Here is a 15,491-nt window from a genome sequence, read left to right as displayed (position 1 = left end):
GCCGCACGCTTACACGTGCAGCAGCAGGTGCCTGCGTTCCCACGAGCTGATCACGCGGAAGAACGCTTCGTATTCGGTTTCCTTCAACGCCAGGTACGCCTTCACGAACTTGTCGCCGAGGATGCCGGCAAGCGGCTCGCACGCGGCCATCAGCGAGATGCCTTCCTCCAGGTTGCGCGGCAGCTGGTACGGCAGGTCGTAGCCGTCCGATGCGATTGGCTCGGTCGGCGCGAGCTGTTGCGTCATGCCGAGATAGCCGGCGGCGAGCGTCGCCGCGAACGCGAGGTACGGGTTGCAGTCGACGCCCGGAATCCGGTTCTCGATGCGTCGCGCGACGGGGCTCGACTGCGGAATGCGAAAGCCCACCGTGCGGTTGTCGTAGCCCCACTGCACGTTGATCGGCGCGGCCATGAAACGTGACAGGCGGCGGTACGAATTGATGTACGGCGCGAAGATCGGCATCAGCGCCGGCGTGTACTTCTGCAGCCCGGCCAGATAGCTGCGGAACAGCGGCGACACTGCGCCGTTTTCGTCGGCGAACAGATTGCGCCCGGTGCGCATGTCCGCGAGGCTCTGATGAATGTGCATCGCGGAACCCGGCTCGTTTTCCATCGGCTTGGCCATGAAGGTGGCATACATGTTGTGACGCAGCGCGGCCTCGCGCACCGTGCGCTTGAACAGGAACACCTGGTCGGCCAGCGGCAGCGCGTCGCCATGCACGAAGTTGATCTCCATCTGCGCGGCGCCGACTTCGTGAATCAGCGTCTCGATATCGAGCCCCTGCATTTCGCAGTATTCGTAGATGTCCTCGAACAGCGGATCGAACTCGTTGACGGCCTCGATCGAATACGACTGGCGGCCCGTTTCCGCCCGCCCCGTACGGCCGACAGGCGGCCGCAGCGGCAGGTCGGGATCGGCGTTCATGTCGACCAGATAAAACTCGAGCTCGGGCGCGACCACGGGCTTCCAGCCATTCGCCTCGTACAGGTCGAGCACGCGGCGCAGCACGTAGCGCGGCGAGATCTCGACCGGCGAGCCGTCGAAATGCACGCAATCGTGGATCACCTGCGCGGTCGGATCGACCGCCCACGGGATCAGGCAGATCGTCGACGGATCGGGCACGCACACCATGTCGGGATCGGTCACGCCGGTCAGCGTGCCGTCCTCCGGATAGTCGCCGGTGACGGTCTGCACCATCACGGCCTGCGGCAGGCGCATCGACTCGCCGGATTCGAACTTGTTGCGCGGAATGATCTTGCCGCGCGCGATGCCGGCCATGTCGGGAATGATCGCCTCGACTTCGGTGATGCGGTGCTGTCGCAGGAATTCGCTCAGTTCGGGTTGCATGATCGGCCTCGTTGGTCGATGTCGATGTCGGATGCGGCCGGCGACGGCGTCGCGCCGCCGGCCGCATGAATGCGGTGCGTCATGTGCGCGCGGCACGCCGCGCCGAATGCCGCGAAGATGTCGCGCGACAGCGGCTGCTCCGCGTAGCGCCATTCGGGATGCCACTGCACGCCCAGCGCGAACGCGCGCGCACCGCGTACGCTGACGGCCTCGACGAGCCCGTCGGGCGCACTGGCTTCGATCGCGAGCCCGTCGCCCAGCCGCGCGATGCCCTGGTCGTGCAGCGAATTGACCGTCGCCTCGTGCGCGCCGCGCGCGATCCGCTGCAGCAGGCCGCCCGGCGCGAGCTGCACGACGTGCGCGGGACCGTACTGCCGCTCGAGCGGATCGGCCGGCCGTTCGCGGTGGTCGTCGAAACCGGTCGTCGCATGCAGCCGCTGATGCAGCGTGCCGCCGTACGCGACGTTCAGCTCCTGCATGCCGCGGCAGATCGCGAGCACGGGCACGCCCGCGTCGATCGCCGCGCGGATCAGCGGCAACGCGGTCGCATCGCGCGCCGGATCGTGCAGCGTGTCGGGCGCGCTGGCGGCGCCGCCGTAATGATGCGGTTCGACGTTCGAATAGCTGCCGGTCAACAGCAGCCCGTCGATTGCCGCGACGATCGCGTCGGCCGGCTGCCGCGCGCCGAGCGCGGGCAGCACGAACGCCAGCGCGCCGGCGCCGTCGACGACGGCGGCGAGGTATTTCTCACCCGCCGTGTGGTTCGGATGGGCACCGCGCAGAATGCGGTCGGCGGTGACGGCTACGATCGGTCGTGCGCGCATCGGCGTCTCTCCGGTGATGGCGCGCGACACGCTCGCGCGCGCAACGATGCTGGTTGGCGGGTACGCCGCACACGCGCGCAATCGCGCAGCGCCAACGCAGGCGCAGGCGCGATCCTGCCGCGCGAATGCCGCGGCAACCGGCGGTACGGCCCGGGACGGAAGCGGAAAGGGGCGCTAGGGCAACAACGATGCGCTGCCGTCGCACTGCACCGCGCTGCACAGGTGCGCGGTCACGAGATTGAAGCGGCGCGGGCCGCGATGGGAAATGGCGAAGAAGCGAGGCTCGCGTAACGGGGCGGCGCGCGTGCCGCGATCAGCATGCCGGTTCGGCCCGGCCTGAGGCGGCGCGCCCGCCGACGGACTTCGCGTCCGGCGTATCGAAGGGCTGGCGGCTTTCACGATCGTACTCGACTGACTGATGGAGGCAGGACACGTGTCGCAATGCCGCGTGGCGACACGTCAGCAAGATGTCTCGCAGCGAATTCCGGCGCAGTCCGGCCATCGTCGATGGCCCCGCCGCCGGCGCGCGCGTGACGACTTCCTGACATTCAGCTTATATCACCTAAAAATTGCGTCAAATTTTCAGGGGCCGATGACGACATCGGTCAGACGAAAAAAACGGCATCGATCACGCGGATCGATGCCGTTTTGTGCATTGCATCGGCTTGCCTGCCGCGTGCCGCCGGGGCGGGACGCATTGCCCCGCCGCGGTGCCGCATGGAGGCGGCCCGTCTTAACGATGCGCGAGCGCGGTTTCGACGAGCGTCTGCAGCAGCGGCACGATCCGCGCTGCACGCGCTTCGTCGTACGCATACGGACGCGTCTCTTCCATGTAGGTGATCTGCGACAGTTCGAGCTGGACGGCCTCGACACCGGTCTCGGGCACGCCATAGTGACGCGTGATGTAGCCGCCCTTGAAGCGCCCGTTCGCGACGGCCGTGTAGCCGCCGTGCGCGAGCACGCGCGCGGCCAGCGCTTCCGCGAGACCAGGCGCCGCACTCGCGCCGCTCGACGTGCCGAAGTTGAAATCCGGCAGGCGGCCGTCGAAGAAACGCGGCACGTGCGAGCGGATCGAATGCGCTTCCCACACGAGCACGCGGCCGTGTTCGCCCTTCAGGCGCGCGATCTCGCGTTGCAGCGCGTCGTGATACGGCAGCCAGTAGCGATCGCGACGACGCATGATCTCGTCGTTGCCGGGCAGCGCGTTGGCCGGATACAGCGGCGCCTTGTCGAACGTATCGACCGGCACGAGCCCCGTCGTGTCCTGCCCCGGATACAGGTTCTCGTTGTCGGGCGGACGGTTCAGGTCGACGACGTAACGCGCGTGCGACGGCACGAGGATCGATGCGCCGAGATCGGCCGCGAAGCCGTACAGCCGCTCGAGATGCCAGTCGCAATCGTCGACGAAGCGCGCGTCGGGCGTCATCGTCGCGGCGATGTCGTCGGGGATGTGCGTGCCTGCGTGCGGAATCGAGATCAGCAGCGGCAGCGTGCCCTGCTTCAGCGTGAATACAGCCGGTTGTTCAGTCATGTCGCCTCACCGTAAGAGTCGGCCGGCGCACGCATGCCGCGTGCGCCGGTTGCCGCGCGTTCAGCGCAGCAGTTGCGCCAGCGCGGCGCGGTAGTCGGCATACGCGGCGGCTTCGTCGCGATGGCGGCGGCCGCTCACGACGCGCTCGCCGCCCGTGTAGACGTCGAGCACCGGCGTCTCGCCGTGCTCGGCGAACACGATGCCCGACAACCATGCGGCGCTGTCGTGTTCGGCGATCGCCGGATGATCGGGATCGAGCACGAGCCAGTCGGCGCGGCAGCCTGCGCGCAGCGCACCGATGCGCCGCCCGCTCGCCTGCGCGCCGCCCGCGAGCGACGCATCGAACAGGCGATCGGCAACATGCGCCTGCGTGTCGCTCGCCAGCACGTTGCGCGCGCGGTGCACGAGCCGCTGCCCGTATTCGAGCAGGCGCAGCTCCGAGCGCCAGTCGACCGACGCGTGGCTGTCCGAGCCGACGCCGATCACGCCGCCCTGCGCGAGGTAATCGACGGCCGGAAAGACGCCGTCGCCGAGGTTCGCTTCGGTCGTCAGGCACAGGCCCGCGACCGCGCGGCGCTTCGCGAGCGCCGCCGTCTCGGCCGCGTCGACATGCGTCGCATGCACGAGGCACCAGCGCGCATCGACGTCGAAGCGATCGAGCAGCCATTGCACGGGGCGTGCGCCATAGGCACGAACACAGTCGTCGACTTCGGCCGTCTGCTCGGCGATGTGGATGTGCACCGGCGCATCGCCGGGCAACCCTTCGAGCAGCACACGCAGCCCGTTCTCGGACACCGCGCGCAGCGAGTGCGGCGCGACGCCATAGCGCAGCCCGCCATGCTCGGGCGCCGCGCGACGCATCGCGTCGAGCAGTTCGAGCACGCCGTCGGGCGTGTTGATGAAGCGGCGCTGGTCGTCGCGCGGCGGCTTGTCGCCGAAGCCGGCGAACTGGTACGACACGGGCAGCATCGTGATGCCGATGCCGGCCGCGCGCGCGGCGTCGATCACGCGCGTGCCGAGCTCCGCGATCTGCGGATAGCGCGAGCCGTCCTGCGCGTGATGCACGTAGTGGAATTCGCACACCGACGTGTAGCCGCACTTGAGCATCTCGACATACAGCCAGCGCGCGATCGCCGCGAGCGCGTCGGGCGTGATCTTCAGCGCGAAGCGGTACATCAGGTCGCGCCAGCTCCAGAAGCTGTCGGCGGGATTCGCGCGGTATTCGGTGAGCCCCGCCATCGCGCGCTGGAACGCGTGCGAATGCAGGTTCGGCATGCCGGGCAGCACCGGCCCGGCCGCGCGCGCGGCACCTGCCGGCGCATCGGTGTCGGGTGTCACGTCGGTCAGCGTGCCGGCGCCGTCCCAGCGCAGCAGCACGTTGCGGCGCCAGCCCTCGGGCAGATAGGCATGGTCCGCGAACAACAGGGTGTCGGTCATTGCGTGTCCTCGTCGACCGGATCGAGCGCGTCAGCGTTTCGTCCGGCCCGGTGCCGCGGCCGGCAAGGGCGAGCGCATCGCGCCCGCCCCTGCCTCGCGGCGATCGACCGGCGGGCGCGCTTTCGCGCCGGGCCGGCCCCATGCAAAGCATCGGCCGGACCGGGTCCGTCACGACCCGGCCCGGTCCGTCGTCAAACTTATCCGTTCATCCGGCGAAACACGGTCGTGCCGCCGCGTACGACCTGCTCGCACAGCGGCCGGCCGATCCAGTACGCCAGCTCGGCCAGCGAGCCGACCGACCACACGGCGAAGTCGGCCTGGCGACCGACCTCGAGCGCGCCGTGGCGATCCGCGCGGCCCAGCGCCGCGGCCGCATGGCGCGTGACGCCCTGCAGCACCTCGGGCACCGTCATGCGGAACAGCGTGCAGCCCATGTTCAGCGTCAGCAGCAGCGATTCGAGCGGCGACGTGCCGGGGTTGTGATCGGTCGCGAGCGCAATCGGCACGCCATGCTTGCGCAGCAGCTCGATCGGCGGCAGTTGCGTTTCGCGGATGAAGTAGTACGCACCGGGCAGCAGCACGGCGACCGTACCGGCCGCCTTCATTGCCTCGATGCCCGCTTCGTCGAGAAATTCCAGATGGTCGGCGGACAGCGCGCGGTAACGCGCGGCGAGCGCCGTCCCGCCCGCATTCGACAGTTGCTCCGCATGCAGCTTCACCGGCAGCCCGCGGCGCGTCGCGGCCTCGAACACGCGCTCGGTCTGCGCGAGCGAGAAGCCGATGCGTTCGCAGAACACGTCGACCGCGTCGACGAGCCCTTCGTCGGCCAGCGTCGGCAGCATGCGGTCGCACACTTCGTCGATGTATTCGTCCGCGCGGCCCGCGTATTCCGGCGGCAGCGCATGCGCGCCGAGGAAGGTCGTATAGACGGTGACCGGGAAGCGCTCGCCGAGCTGGCGCGCGACGCGCAGCATCTTGCGCTCGCTCGCGAGGTCGAGCCCGTAGCCTGACTTGATCTCGATCGCGGTCACGCCTTCGGCGAGCAGCGGCTGCAGGCGCGCGGCGGCCTGCACGAACAGCGTCGTCTCGTCGGCCGCGCGCGTCGCACGCACCGTCGACACGATCCCGCCGCCCTGCCGCGCGATTTCCTCGTAGCTGACGCCCGCGAGCCGTTGCGCGAATTCGTCGGCGCGCGTGCCGCCGTACACGAGGTGCGTATGGCAATCGACGAGGCCCGGCGTCACCCACGCGCCGTGCAGGTCCTCGCGCCGCCAGTGCGCGTAACCGTGCGGCAGCGCGGACAACGCGCCGAGCCACGCGATCGTGCCGGTTTCGTCGACGGCGATCGCCGCGTCGTCGATCGTCTCGTCGGGATGGCCGTGCGGGCACAGCCTCAGGTGATGCCAGACAGTCGGTTTCATGCGTTCAGTCTCGTTCGCCGACGGCGAGCGAGACGGCCAGCAGTGCGCCGCCTCCGCTCACGACGACGTCAAACGCACGCCGCGGCCCGTCGAGCCGCAACGTGTCCATGTCTTCCAGCGCGTAGTGCATGCCGTCGAGGTCGACGCCCACCGCACCGGCCGCGCAAAACAGCAGCACGGTATCGGCCGGCGCGACGCGGTGCACGCCCGCGCGCCACACGTCGAGGGCGCCACGCGCGGCCGAACGGCGCGTCATCAGGTTGAAGTCGCGCGTCGCGCCGTCGTGCAGCGCCGCGTCGATCGCCGTCTCGCCCGCGAAATCCGCGCGGGCGAGCGGCGCATCGAGCACGTGCCGCGTGCCGCCCTCCTCGGCGAGCGTCATGCCCGCCCCGGACAGCAGCACGAGCGTGCGGTCGATGCCGTCGAAACGCGAGAACGGCCCGGCCGTGCCCACGTCGGCGACGCTCACGCGCCACGCGAACGCATCGAGCGCCGCGCCGGGCGGGAACGCGCCGATTTCACGCGTCACGCCGCCGCCGTTCTTCCACGGCGACGCGACGAGATCCGCCGCGCGGATCAGCACGGCGGCCAGCGTCGCATTCCCCGGCGCGTGGTCAAGCGCCGTCATGCTCAGCGGCCGAGCATCGGCAGCTTCAGGCCGGCTTCGCGGGCCGTCTGCTGCGCGAGTTCGTAGCCGGCATCCGCATGGCGCATCACGCCCGTGGCCGGATCGTTCAGCAGCACGCGACCAAGACGCTCGTGCGCGTCAGCCGTGCCGTCGGCGACGATCACGACGCCCGAGTGCTGCGAGAAGCCCATGCCGACGCCGCCGCCATGGTGCAGCGACACCCACGATGCGCCGCCCGCGGTGTTCAGCAGCGCGTTGAGCAGCGGCCAGTCGCTCACGGCGTCCGAGCCGTCCTTCATCGATTCCGTCTCGCGGTTCGGGCTCGCGACCGAACCGGTGTCGAGGTGATCGCGACCGATCACGATCGGCGCCTTCAGCTCGCCATTCTTCACCATCTCGTTGAACGCCTGGCCGAGGCGATAGCGATCCTTCACGCCGACCCAGCAGATCCGCGCCGGCAGGCCCTGGAACGCGATGCGCTCACGCGCCATGTCGAGCCAGTTGTGCAGGTGCGGATCGTCGGGGATCAGCTCCTTCACCTTCTGGTCGGTCTTGTAGATGTCTTCCGGATCGCCGGACAGCGCGACCCAGCGGAACGGGCCCTTGCCTTCGCAGAACAGCGGACGGATGTACGCCGGCACGAAGCCCGGGAAGTCGAACGCGTTCTCGACGCCCATTTCCAATGCCATCTGGCGGATGTTGTTGCCGTAGTCGAGCGTCGCCGCGCCGCGCTCCTGCAGCGCCAGCATCGCGCGCACCTGGACAGCCATCGACTGCTTCGCGACCTTCACGATGCTCTGCGGGTCGACCTTCTGCGCCTCGCGCCATTGCGCGACGGTCCATCCTTGCGGCAGGTAGCCGTTGATCGGGTCGTGCGCGCTCGTCTGGTCGGTCACGCAGTCCGGCGTGATGCCGCGCGTGACGAGTTCCGCGAACACGTCGGCCGCGTTGCCGAGCAGGCCGATCGACACCGGCTTGCCGGTGCGCTTCGCTTCGTCGATCATGCCGAGCGCTTCGTCGAGCGTCGTCGCCTTCTTGTCGACGTAGCGCGTCTTCAGGCGGAAGTCGATGCGCGTCTCGTCGCATTCGACCGCGATCATCGAGAAGCCGGCCATCGTCGCGGCGAGCGGCTGCGCGCCGCCCATCCCGCCCAGGCCGCCCGTCAGGATCCAGCGGCCCGACGGATCGCCGTTGAAGTGCTGGTTCGCGACCGAGAAGAAGGTTTCATAGGTGCCCTGCACGATGCCCTGGCTGCCGATGTAGATCCAGCTGCCGGCCGTCATCTGGCCGTACATCATCAGGCCCTTGCGGTCGAGTTCGTGGAAGTGATCCCAGTTCGCCCAGTGCGGCACTAGGTTCGAGTTCGCGAGCAGCACGCGCGGCGCATCCTTGTGCGTGCGGAACACGCCGACCGGCTTGCCCGACTGGATCAGCAGCGTTTCGTTTTCCTCGAGATCCTTCAGCGACGCGAGGATCTGGTCGTAGCATTCCCAGTTGCGCGCCGCACGGCCGATGCCGCCGTACACGACGAGCGCGTGCGGATGCTCGGCGACTTCCGGGTCGAGGTTGTTCTGAATCATCCGGTAGGCCGCTTCGGCCAGCCAGGTCTTGCAGGTTTTTTCGCTGCCGCGCGGCGCGCGGATCGTGCGCGTCGGATCGAGACGGGGATCGATGTGTTTCGGATGGTTCATGACGACTGCTCCCGAGGGAAATGGAAGATCAATAAGAAATCAGAAATGCCCGGTGAAGCGATAACGGCTGCCGGGATGCCACAGATTCGCCACCGAGGCGACGACGCCCTGCGACCAGGTGCGCCGATGTAAAACCAGACACGGCTCGACGCCGTCCATCCGCAGCTGCTCGCGCCGCTCCGGCGCCGGGGCCGCCGCTTCGATCCGGTACTCGACGCGCTGCAGCGGCGCCGCGCGCATCAGGTACTGGTTCGGCGTCGTGTTCGTGAAATCCTGCTCGGCGTAATCCGGCGCGACCGCCGGATTCACCCACCGTTCTTCGAGCTGCACCGGCTCGTCGTTCTCGAAGTGCAGCACCTGCGAATGAAACAGTTTCGTGCGCACGGCCACCTGCATCTCGTCGGCGAGGGCCTCGTCGGCGCGGATCGTGTCGAGCCCGAGCACGCTCGCGCGGTACGCATGCCCGCGCGCGCCGACTTCCTCGGAGATGCTGCGGATCGCCACCAGCGTCGACTCGTACTTCGGCCGCGCGACGTAGGTGCCCGCGCCCTTCATGCGCGTGAGCACCTGCTCGGCCGTCAGTTCGCGCAGCGCGCGGTTGACGGTCATGCGCGCCACCTTGAACTCGCGCGCCAGCTCGTTCTCGGACGGTACCTGGTCGCCCTCCTCCCACTCGCCGGCATGGATGCGGGCCAGGATGAAATCCTTGATCTCCTGGTAGACCGGCGCGCTCATCGGCTTACTGTTCCGACGCGAACGAGAACGGCGCGACCTTCGCGAACGCGCGCTCGCCGACCAGCTTCGCGATCACCGCGATGTCCGGTGCGAAGTAGTGGTCGAGTTCGTAGTGCGCGACCTTGCCGCGGATCGTCTCCATCACCGGCGCGAGCTTCGGGCTCGTGTGGTACGGCGCGCGCAGGTCGACGCCCTGTGCGGCGGCCAGCAGTTCGATCGCGAGGATGTGCTTCGTGTTATCCGCGATGTCGGCGAGCTTGCGCGCGGCGAACGTGGCCATCGACACGTGGTCTTCCTGGTTGGCCGAGGTCGGCAGCGAGTCGACCGATGCCGGGTGTGCGAGCGTCTTGTTTTCCGATGCGAGGGCGGCTGCCGTCACGTGCGCGATCATGAAGCCGGAGTTCACGCCGCCGTCCCGCACGAGGAACGGGGGCAGGCCCGACAGCGTCGCGTCGATCAGCAGCGCGATGCGGCGCTCGGCCAGCGCGCCGATTTCCGCCGCGGCGAGAGCAAGGTTGTCGGCCGCGAACGCGACGGGTTCGGCATGGAAATTGCCGCCCGACAGCACTTCGCCGGTGTCCGGGAAGATCAGCGGGTTGTCCGACACGGCGTTCGCTTCGACCAGCAGCACGTCGGCCGCATGGCGCATCTGGTCCAGGCACGCGCCCATCACCTGCGGCTGGCAGCGCAGGCTGTACGGGTCCTGCACCTTGTCGCAGTCGCGGTGCGACTGGTTGATCGGCGAGCCTTCGAGCAGTTCGCGGTACGACGCGGCCGCGTCGATCTGGCCTTGATGGCCGCGCAGTTCGTGGATGCGCGCGTCGAACGGCTTCACCGAACCGGCTGCCGCATCGACCGACAGCGCGCCGGCGACGAGCGCGGTGCGGTACAGGTCCTCGATCGCGAACATGTTGTCGAGCGCGAGCGCCGTCGATGCCTGCGTGCCGTTCAGCAGCGCGAGGCCTTCCTTCGCCTGCAGCGTCAGCGGCGCGAGGCCCGCGACGCGCAGACCGTCGAGCGCGCTCGCGCGTTCGCCGCGGATGAACACTTCGCCGACACCGAGCAGCACGGCCGACATGTGCGCGAGCGGCGCGAGGTCGCCCGACGCGCCGACCGACCCCTTCACCGGGATCAACGGCAGTACGTCGGCGTTGAACAGCGTGATCAGCGCATCCATCACTTCACGGCGGATGCCCGAGTGGCCGCGGCCGAGGCTCGACAGCTTCAGCGCCATCAGCAGGCGCACCGACGAACGCGCCATCGGCTCGCCCACGCCGACCGCGTGCGACAGCACGAGGTTCTTCTGCAGCAGTTCGAGCTGGTCGTGCGGGATGTGGGTGCTGGCCAGACGGCCGAAGCCCGTGTTGATGCCGTAGGCCGGCTCACCCTTCGCGGCGATGTCCGCGACGGCCTTCGCGCCCGCGTCGATCTTCGCGAAGCTGGCCGGGTCGAGCTTCAGTTGCACGGGTTCGCGGGCGATCCGGCGCAGTTGCGGGAGAGTCAGGTGGCCGGGGGTCAACGTAATCATGTGAGCAATCCTGTCTAGACAAGTTCGGAATGGATTGAAGTGTAGCCACCTGAACTTGTCTAGACAACCCGTTTTTCAATATTCCGGCCTCAGGAGTTTCCCTGATGTCCGGCACGGCCCGGCGGGCCGGTCGGCGCGATTCGCCCCTTAACATGTGTTGCAATTATTTTGTCTTTGGCAACATACGAATCATCACTCGCCACGGAGACCGTCATGCCCTTCCCGTCCCGACTCGCCGCCCGCCTCGGGCGCCCCATGCTCGTCGCCGCATGCGCGCTCGCGTGCGGCGCGTCCGTCGCCGCCGAGCCGCTGGCCGGCACGCTCGAGAAGGTGCGGCAGAGCAACCTGATTTCGATCGGTCATCGCGAAACGTCGGTGCCGTTCTCCTATGTCGACGCGGGCGGCAAGGTCATCGGCTTCTCGCAGGACCTGTGCGACCGCGTGATCGCCGCGGTGAAGGCGCGCACCGGCAAGCCCGACCTGCAGGTGCGCTTCATTCCGGTCACGTCGCAGAACCGCATTCCGCTCGTGCAGAACGGCACCGTCGATCTCGAATGCGGCGTGACGACCAACCTCGCCGCGCGCCATGCGCAGGTCGCGTTCTCGACCACCTTCTTCGTCGCGACGACGCGCCTGCTTACGCGCACCACGTCGGGCATCCGCGACTTCCCCGATCTGGCCGGCAAGACGGTCGTGACGAACCAGGGCACGACGTCCGAACGCCTGCTGCGCAAGATGAACGAGGAAAAGAAGATGAACATGCAGATCATCAGCGCGAAGGACTACGGCGAAGGACGCCTCACGCTCGAATCGGGCCGCGCGGCCGCGTACATGATGGACGACGTGCTGCTCGCGGGCGTGCGCCAGCTCGCCGCGAAACCGGCCGACTGGCAGCTCGTCGGCACGCCGCAATCGTCGGAAGCCTACGGGTTCATGCTGCGCAAGGACGATCCGCAGTTCAAGGCGCTCGTCGACGGCGTGCTCGCGCAACTGATGAAAAGCGGCGAGATCAACGCGCTGTACGACAAATGGTTCATGAAGCCGGTGCCGCCGAAGGGGCTGTCGTTCGACTTCCCGATGAGCGACGTGATCAAGGCGCGCTACGCGGCGCCGAACGACGCGCCGCTCGAATAAGCGCCGCGCGTCAACCGCGGCTTACGCGTGCGTCCATGCGACGCACGCCGCGTAGCCGGGCGCCGCGTCGAGCCACGCCGCGTCGAACGCCGCGACGCCGGCGGCGGGCGCGGCGGGCTCGACGATCGTCGTCGCGGGCGTCGCCGCGTCGCGCGGCGGCACGACCGCGAACGCGCGCAACCCGCCGACGATGCCGGTGCCGAGCGCCTTGAGCAGCGCCTCCTTCGCGGACCATACCCGCATGAATTCGCGCTCGCGCGCGCCGGGCGGCAGGCCGTCGATATACGCGACCTCGGTGGGCGCACACACTTCGCGTGTCAGCGCGCGCCAGTCGGCCGCGCGGTTGCAACCCTCGATATCGACGCCGACGCGGCTCGCCGGCGCCCACGCGATCAATGCATGATCGCCCGCGTGGGATACGTTGAAGTCGAGCGACGCACGATGCGCAGGGTCCAGCGACGGCCGCCCCGCCGCGTCGACGACGATCTCGACCGCGCGCGGGGCGACGCCGAGCGCCGCGCCGAGCACGTCGCGCAGCGCGGCGCGCGTCGCGGCGCTGCGTACCGCATCCTCGTGCCGCAGGAAGCGCGCGGCGCGCGCGCGCTCGTCGTCGTTCAGCGCCGCGTACGCGGGCGACACGAGCGGCACGCGCCAGTCGAAATCGACGCGCGCGATCCGTACGCCCGCCCGCGCCGCGGCGGGCGGCACGTCGAGTGCGTGCACGCGCCATGCGCGCGGCGTTTCAACGGGAAAAGCGGAATCGGACGGGATGGACATCGGCGCGCGGCAGCCTGTGTTCTGGAACGAAACGTCCGATGTTAATCGATCGCGCCAGCCTGCGGCCGTTGCGGCGCGATCGGGGGTCGAACGGGCACTGCGTGATGCGTTCGTATAGGCCCGATCACCCGTTCGCGGCGATGCCCGGCACGCCGCTTCCCGTCACCCGCCCGCGCGACGCCGGATGCAGCGCGTGCACGACGCCCGGCGCATCGGCCGGCAGCACGCCGTGTTGCAGCCAGTACAGCGCGACGGGCCACAGCGTGTCGGTGAAGCGGCTGTGGAAAAACGCGAAATGACCGATCGCGTCGACGCCGATGTCGGCCGGCGCGATCCGCAGATGCGTGACGTTGCTGCCCGTGTAGTAGCCGACCAGCCGCTCGATCGCGTCGACCGTGCCGAACGCGTCGTCGTCGATGCCGATCGCGAGCATCGGCGCCGACAGCCCCGCGAAGCGCGCCGGCAACGCGGCGCGGCTTCCGCCGCTGTCGTCCAGCACGCGACCGATGTAGCCCTCCTCGAAACGCGGCTGCGACCGCGCCCACGACAGCGCGATACCGCGCGGCGTGTCCTCCATCCAGCCGAGCCGCTTCGCCGGCACGTAGCCGAACACGGCCGCGAGCGCCGGCATCGCGACATGCCACTTCCACCACATGCGGCGCCGCTCGGCCGACAGATAGTCGCGCCAGTATGCGTACTGCGCGCCGACGGTCACCGCATGCCGCACGTGCACGTTCGATGCCGCGAGGCCGAGCACGCAGCCGCCGATGCTATGCGCGACCACATCGAGCGGCTGACCCGGGAACGCGTCGCGCGCGTACTGCAGCGCGGCCTCGCAATCGAGCCGCCCCCAGTCGAGCCAGTTCGCGCTCAGCTTCGCAAGCCGCGCCGGACGCGACCCGCCGATGCCGCGATAGTCGTAGACGAGCACGTCGCGCCCCTGCGCGAACAGCCACGCCGCGAAACGAAAGTAATAGTCGCAGCGCACCGACGTCGCGCAATTGACGACCGTCACGGGCCGCACGGCGCCGCCGCGATGGCGCCAGACATGGCCGCGCAGTTCGTAGCCGTCGGCGGCGCGCAGCGTCACGGGTTCGGGCGGCAATGCGCCCGCCGCGCGACTGTCCTGCGCCGCGCCGCTTTCCTCGTTCGAAATCGTCATCGTGTCTCCTGTCGACCCCAGTTAGCGCTTTAGCGCTTACTGGGGTCCCATGCATAGCTGTCGACCCCAGTTAGCGCTTGAGCGCTTACTGGGTCCCATGCATCGCGGCCGGTCCGGGTTAGCGCTTCAGCACTTATTCGGCCCCATGCGTCACGGCCGGCCCCAGTTGGCGCCTGAGCGCCTACTCGGCCCATTCTCCGCGATCAACCAGCCTCCATTGAACTTGACGCGTGCCGCGTTCTCAACCAATCTTGCTGCTCCGTTCGCATGAGTCACGCGCATGTCAACGCCACTCGTCCGTCTCCCGTCGCTCGACCTCGTCCGCGGTTTCGTCGCCGTCGGCCGCCGCATGAGCATCACGCTCGCCGCGCAGGATCTGTGCGTCACGCAGTCGGCGGTCAGCCGCCAGGTCCATGCGCTCGAAGCGCATCTCGGCGTGACGTTGCTGCAGCGCGGCTACCGGAAGATTTCATTCACGCCGGAAGGCGAACGGCTGTTCCGCGTCGCCGATGCGGCGCTGCTCGGCCTGCAGGACACCGTCGCGTCGCTCGCCGCGGCGCGCGAGCGCCAGCCCGTGACGATCACCGCCAGCATCGGCGTGACCGCGCTGTGGCTGCTGCCGCGGCTCGGGCGGCTGCAGGCGCGGCTGCCCGGGATCGACCTGCGCGTCGCCGCGAACGACAAGGTACTCGATTTGCGCGCCGAAGGCATCGACCTCGGCATCCGCTACTGCCCGCGCGAACGCGCGCCGGCCGGCGCGCTGCGCCTGTTCGACGAGATCGTCGTGCCGGTCGCGCACCCCGCTCTCGCCGCGCGGCCGGTCACGAGCACGGCCGTGATCGCCGATCACGTGCTGCTCGAATTCGACGGGCCGCCGCAACCGCAACTGCAGTGGCACGCGCACCTGCACGCGGCCGGGCTCGGCGACGCGCGCCCGAAAGGCGTGCTGCGCTTCAACCAGTACGACCAGGTGATCCAGGCCGCGATCGCGGGCCAGGGCATCGCGCTCGGCCGGCTCGCGCTCGTCGCGCCAATGCTCGCCGACGGCCGGCTCGCGGTGCTGGGGCCGCACACGCAGACGCTGTCGGAAACATACGGCTACTGGCTGTTCCAGCACGATCCGGCGCCGCGCCGCGAAGTCGCCGACGTGCGCGACTGGATGCTCGCCGAAGCAGCCGAATGCGATGCGGCGATGCTCGCGCACGATACGACGTCGGCCTGAGGCGGCGGTGCGGACGCGCGCGACCACCCGCAACCGCCATCGCCTCTTCGCATT

13 protein-coding genes are annotated in these 15,491 nt (G+C 69.0%); 2 read left to right on the top strand and 11 right to left on the bottom strand.

Features of this window, described 5'->3' with window-relative positions:
• Positions 1 to 9: 9 nt before the first annotated feature.
• The 9 genes from HWX07_RS17650 to hutH all read right to left on the bottom strand — a co-directional run bounded on the left by HWX07_RS17650 (position 10) and on the right by hutH (position 11,142).
• A complete protein-coding gene (locus HWX07_RS17650; protein ID WP_175877145.1) occupies positions 10 to 1,347 on the bottom strand; it encodes a glutamine synthetase family protein in 1,338 nt (445 codons plus the stop codon).
• On the bottom strand, positions 1,332 to 2,171 hold the full coding sequence (locus tag HWX07_RS17645; protein WP_175877144.1) for a gamma-glutamyl-gamma-aminobutyrate hydrolase family protein: 840 nt from the start codon (positions 2,169 to 2,171) through the stop codon (positions 1,332 to 1,334). The genes HWX07_RS17650 and HWX07_RS17645 overlap by 16 nt, the downstream gene beginning before the upstream one ends.
• A gap of 733 nt (positions 2,172 to 2,904) precedes the next feature.
• On the bottom strand, positions 2,905 to 3,702 hold the full coding sequence (gene hutG, locus HWX07_RS17640) for an N-formylglutamate deformylase (protein ID WP_124482218.1): 798 nt from the start codon (positions 3,700 to 3,702) through the stop codon (positions 2,905 to 2,907).
• A 60-nt stretch (positions 3,703 to 3,762) separates the two neighbouring features.
• Positions 3,763 to 5,139: a formimidoylglutamate deiminase gene (locus HWX07_RS17635; RefSeq protein WP_175877143.1), complete on the bottom strand. Its 1,377-nt coding sequence runs from the start codon at positions 5,137 to 5,139 to the stop codon at positions 3,763 to 3,765.
• A 197-nt stretch (positions 5,140 to 5,336) separates the two neighbouring features.
• Positions 5,337 to 6,560 (bottom strand): imidazolonepropionase, encoded by a 1,224-nt coding sequence (gene hutI / locus HWX07_RS17630; RefSeq protein ID WP_175877142.1) that lies wholly within the window; start codon positions 6,558 to 6,560, stop codon positions 5,337 to 5,339.
• Positions 6,561 to 6,564: 4 nt separating this feature from the next.
• The gene (locus HWX07_RS17625) at positions 6,565 to 7,188 is read right to left on the bottom strand and encodes a HutD family protein (protein ID WP_175877141.1); all 624 of its coding nucleotides are present in this window, start codon (positions 7,186 to 7,188) and stop codon (positions 6,565 to 6,567) included.
• Positions 7,189 to 7,190: 2 nt separating this feature from the next.
• Positions 7,191 to 8,879 carry a urocanate hydratase gene (gene hutU / locus HWX07_RS17620; RefSeq protein ID WP_011549425.1) on the bottom strand — a complete coding sequence of 563 codons (1,689 nt, stop codon included), beginning with the start codon at positions 8,877 to 8,879 and terminating at the stop codon, positions 7,191 to 7,193.
• Between the two features lie 39 nt (positions 8,880 to 8,918).
• Complete coding sequence (gene hutC, locus HWX07_RS17615; RefSeq protein WP_006478342.1) at positions 8,919 to 9,614, bottom strand: histidine utilization repressor; 696 nt, start codon at positions 9,612 to 9,614, stop codon at positions 8,919 to 8,921.
• A 4-nt stretch (positions 9,615 to 9,618) separates the two neighbouring features.
• Positions 9,619 to 11,142, bottom strand: coding sequence for a histidine ammonia-lyase (hutH, locus tag HWX07_RS17610; protein ID WP_175877140.1), 1,524 nt, complete (start codon positions 11,140 to 11,142; stop codon positions 9,619 to 9,621).
• A gap of 213 nt (positions 11,143 to 11,355) precedes the next feature.
• On the opposite strand from hutH, the gene HWX07_RS17605 reads away from it, so the two are divergent.
• Entirely contained in the window at positions 11,356 to 12,276 is a 921-nt protein-coding gene (locus HWX07_RS17605; protein WP_175877139.1) for a glutamate/aspartate ABC transporter substrate-binding protein, read from the top strand.
• A 21-nt stretch (positions 12,277 to 12,297) separates the two neighbouring features.
• Here the strand turns inward: HWX07_RS17605 and HWX07_RS17600 are convergent, their stop codons facing one another.
• The gene (locus HWX07_RS17600; RefSeq protein WP_175877138.1) at positions 12,298 to 13,053 is read right to left on the bottom strand and encodes a 4'-phosphopantetheinyl transferase superfamily protein; all 756 of its coding nucleotides are present in this window, start codon (positions 13,051 to 13,053) and stop codon (positions 12,298 to 12,300) included.
• A gap of 124 nt (positions 13,054 to 13,177) precedes the next feature.
• Positions 13,178 to 14,215 (bottom strand): alpha/beta fold hydrolase, encoded by a 1,038-nt coding sequence (locus HWX07_RS17595; protein WP_175877137.1) that lies wholly within the window; start codon positions 14,213 to 14,215, stop codon positions 13,178 to 13,180.
• A gap of 280 nt (positions 14,216 to 14,495) precedes the next feature.
• Here HWX07_RS17595 and HWX07_RS17590 point away from each other — a divergent pair, with 280 nt between their 5' ends.
• The gene (locus HWX07_RS17590; RefSeq protein ID WP_175877136.1) at positions 14,496 to 15,437 is read left to right on the top strand and encodes a LysR substrate-binding domain-containing protein; all 942 of its coding nucleotides are present in this window, start codon (positions 14,496 to 14,498) and stop codon (positions 15,435 to 15,437) included.
• Positions 15,438 to 15,491: the final 54 nt, after the last annotated feature.

It is taken from the genome of Burkholderia sp. BCC0097 (assembly GCF_902832985.1).
GTDB lineage: Bacteria > Pseudomonadota > Gammaproteobacteria > Burkholderiales > Burkholderiaceae > Burkholderia > Burkholderia orbicola.
The sequence above is the reverse complement of the archived record's forward strand: the minus strand, read 5'-3'. Positions and strand labels throughout refer to the sequence as shown.

Bases quoted from the DNA above. Each gene is read 5' to 3' on its own strand.
- HWX07_RS17600 (WP_175877138.1), bottom strand. From the start codon at position 13,053: ATGTCCATCCCGTCCGATTCCGCTTTTCCCGTTGAAACGCCGCGCGCA.
- hutC (WP_006478342.1), bottom strand. From the start codon at position 9,614: ATGAGCGCGCCGGTCTACCAGGAGATCAAGGATTTCATCCTGGCCCGC.
- HWX07_RS17645 (WP_175877144.1), bottom strand. From the start codon at position 2,171: ATGCGCGCACGACCGATCGTAGCCGTCACCGCCGACCGCATTCTGCGC.
- hutI (WP_175877142.1), bottom strand. From the start codon at position 6,560: ATGAAACCGACTGTCTGGCATCACCTGAGGCTGTGCCCGCACGGCCAT.
- HWX07_RS17590 (WP_175877136.1), top strand. From the start codon at position 14,496: ATGTCAACGCCACTCGTCCGTCTCCCGTCGCTCGACCTCGTCCGCGGT.
- HWX07_RS17650 (WP_175877145.1), bottom strand. From the start codon at position 1,347: ATGCAACCCGAACTGAGCGAATTCCTGCGACAGCACCGCATCACCGAA.
- HWX07_RS17635 (WP_175877143.1), bottom strand. From the start codon at position 5,139: ATGACCGACACCCTGTTGTTCGCGGACCATGCCTATCTGCCCGAGGGC.
- hutU (WP_011549425.1), bottom strand. From the start codon at position 8,879: ATGAACCATCCGAAACACATCGATCCCCGTCTCGATCCGACGCGCACG.
- HWX07_RS17605 (WP_175877139.1), top strand. From the start codon at position 11,356: ATGCCCTTCCCGTCCCGACTCGCCGCCCGCCTCGGGCGCCCCATGCTC.
- HWX07_RS17625 (WP_175877141.1), bottom strand. From the start codon at position 7,188: ATGACGGCGCTTGACCACGCGCCGGGGAATGCGACGCTGGCCGCCGTG.
- HWX07_RS17595 (WP_175877137.1), bottom strand. From the start codon at position 14,215: ATGACGATTTCGAACGAGGAAAGCGGCGCGGCGCAGGACAGTCGCGCG.
- hutG (WP_124482218.1), bottom strand. From the start codon at position 3,702: ATGACTGAACAACCGGCTGTATTCACGCTGAAGCAGGGCACGCTGCCG.
- hutH (WP_175877140.1), bottom strand. From the start codon at position 11,142: ATGATTACGTTGACCCCCGGCCACCTGACTCTCCCGCAACTGCGCCGG.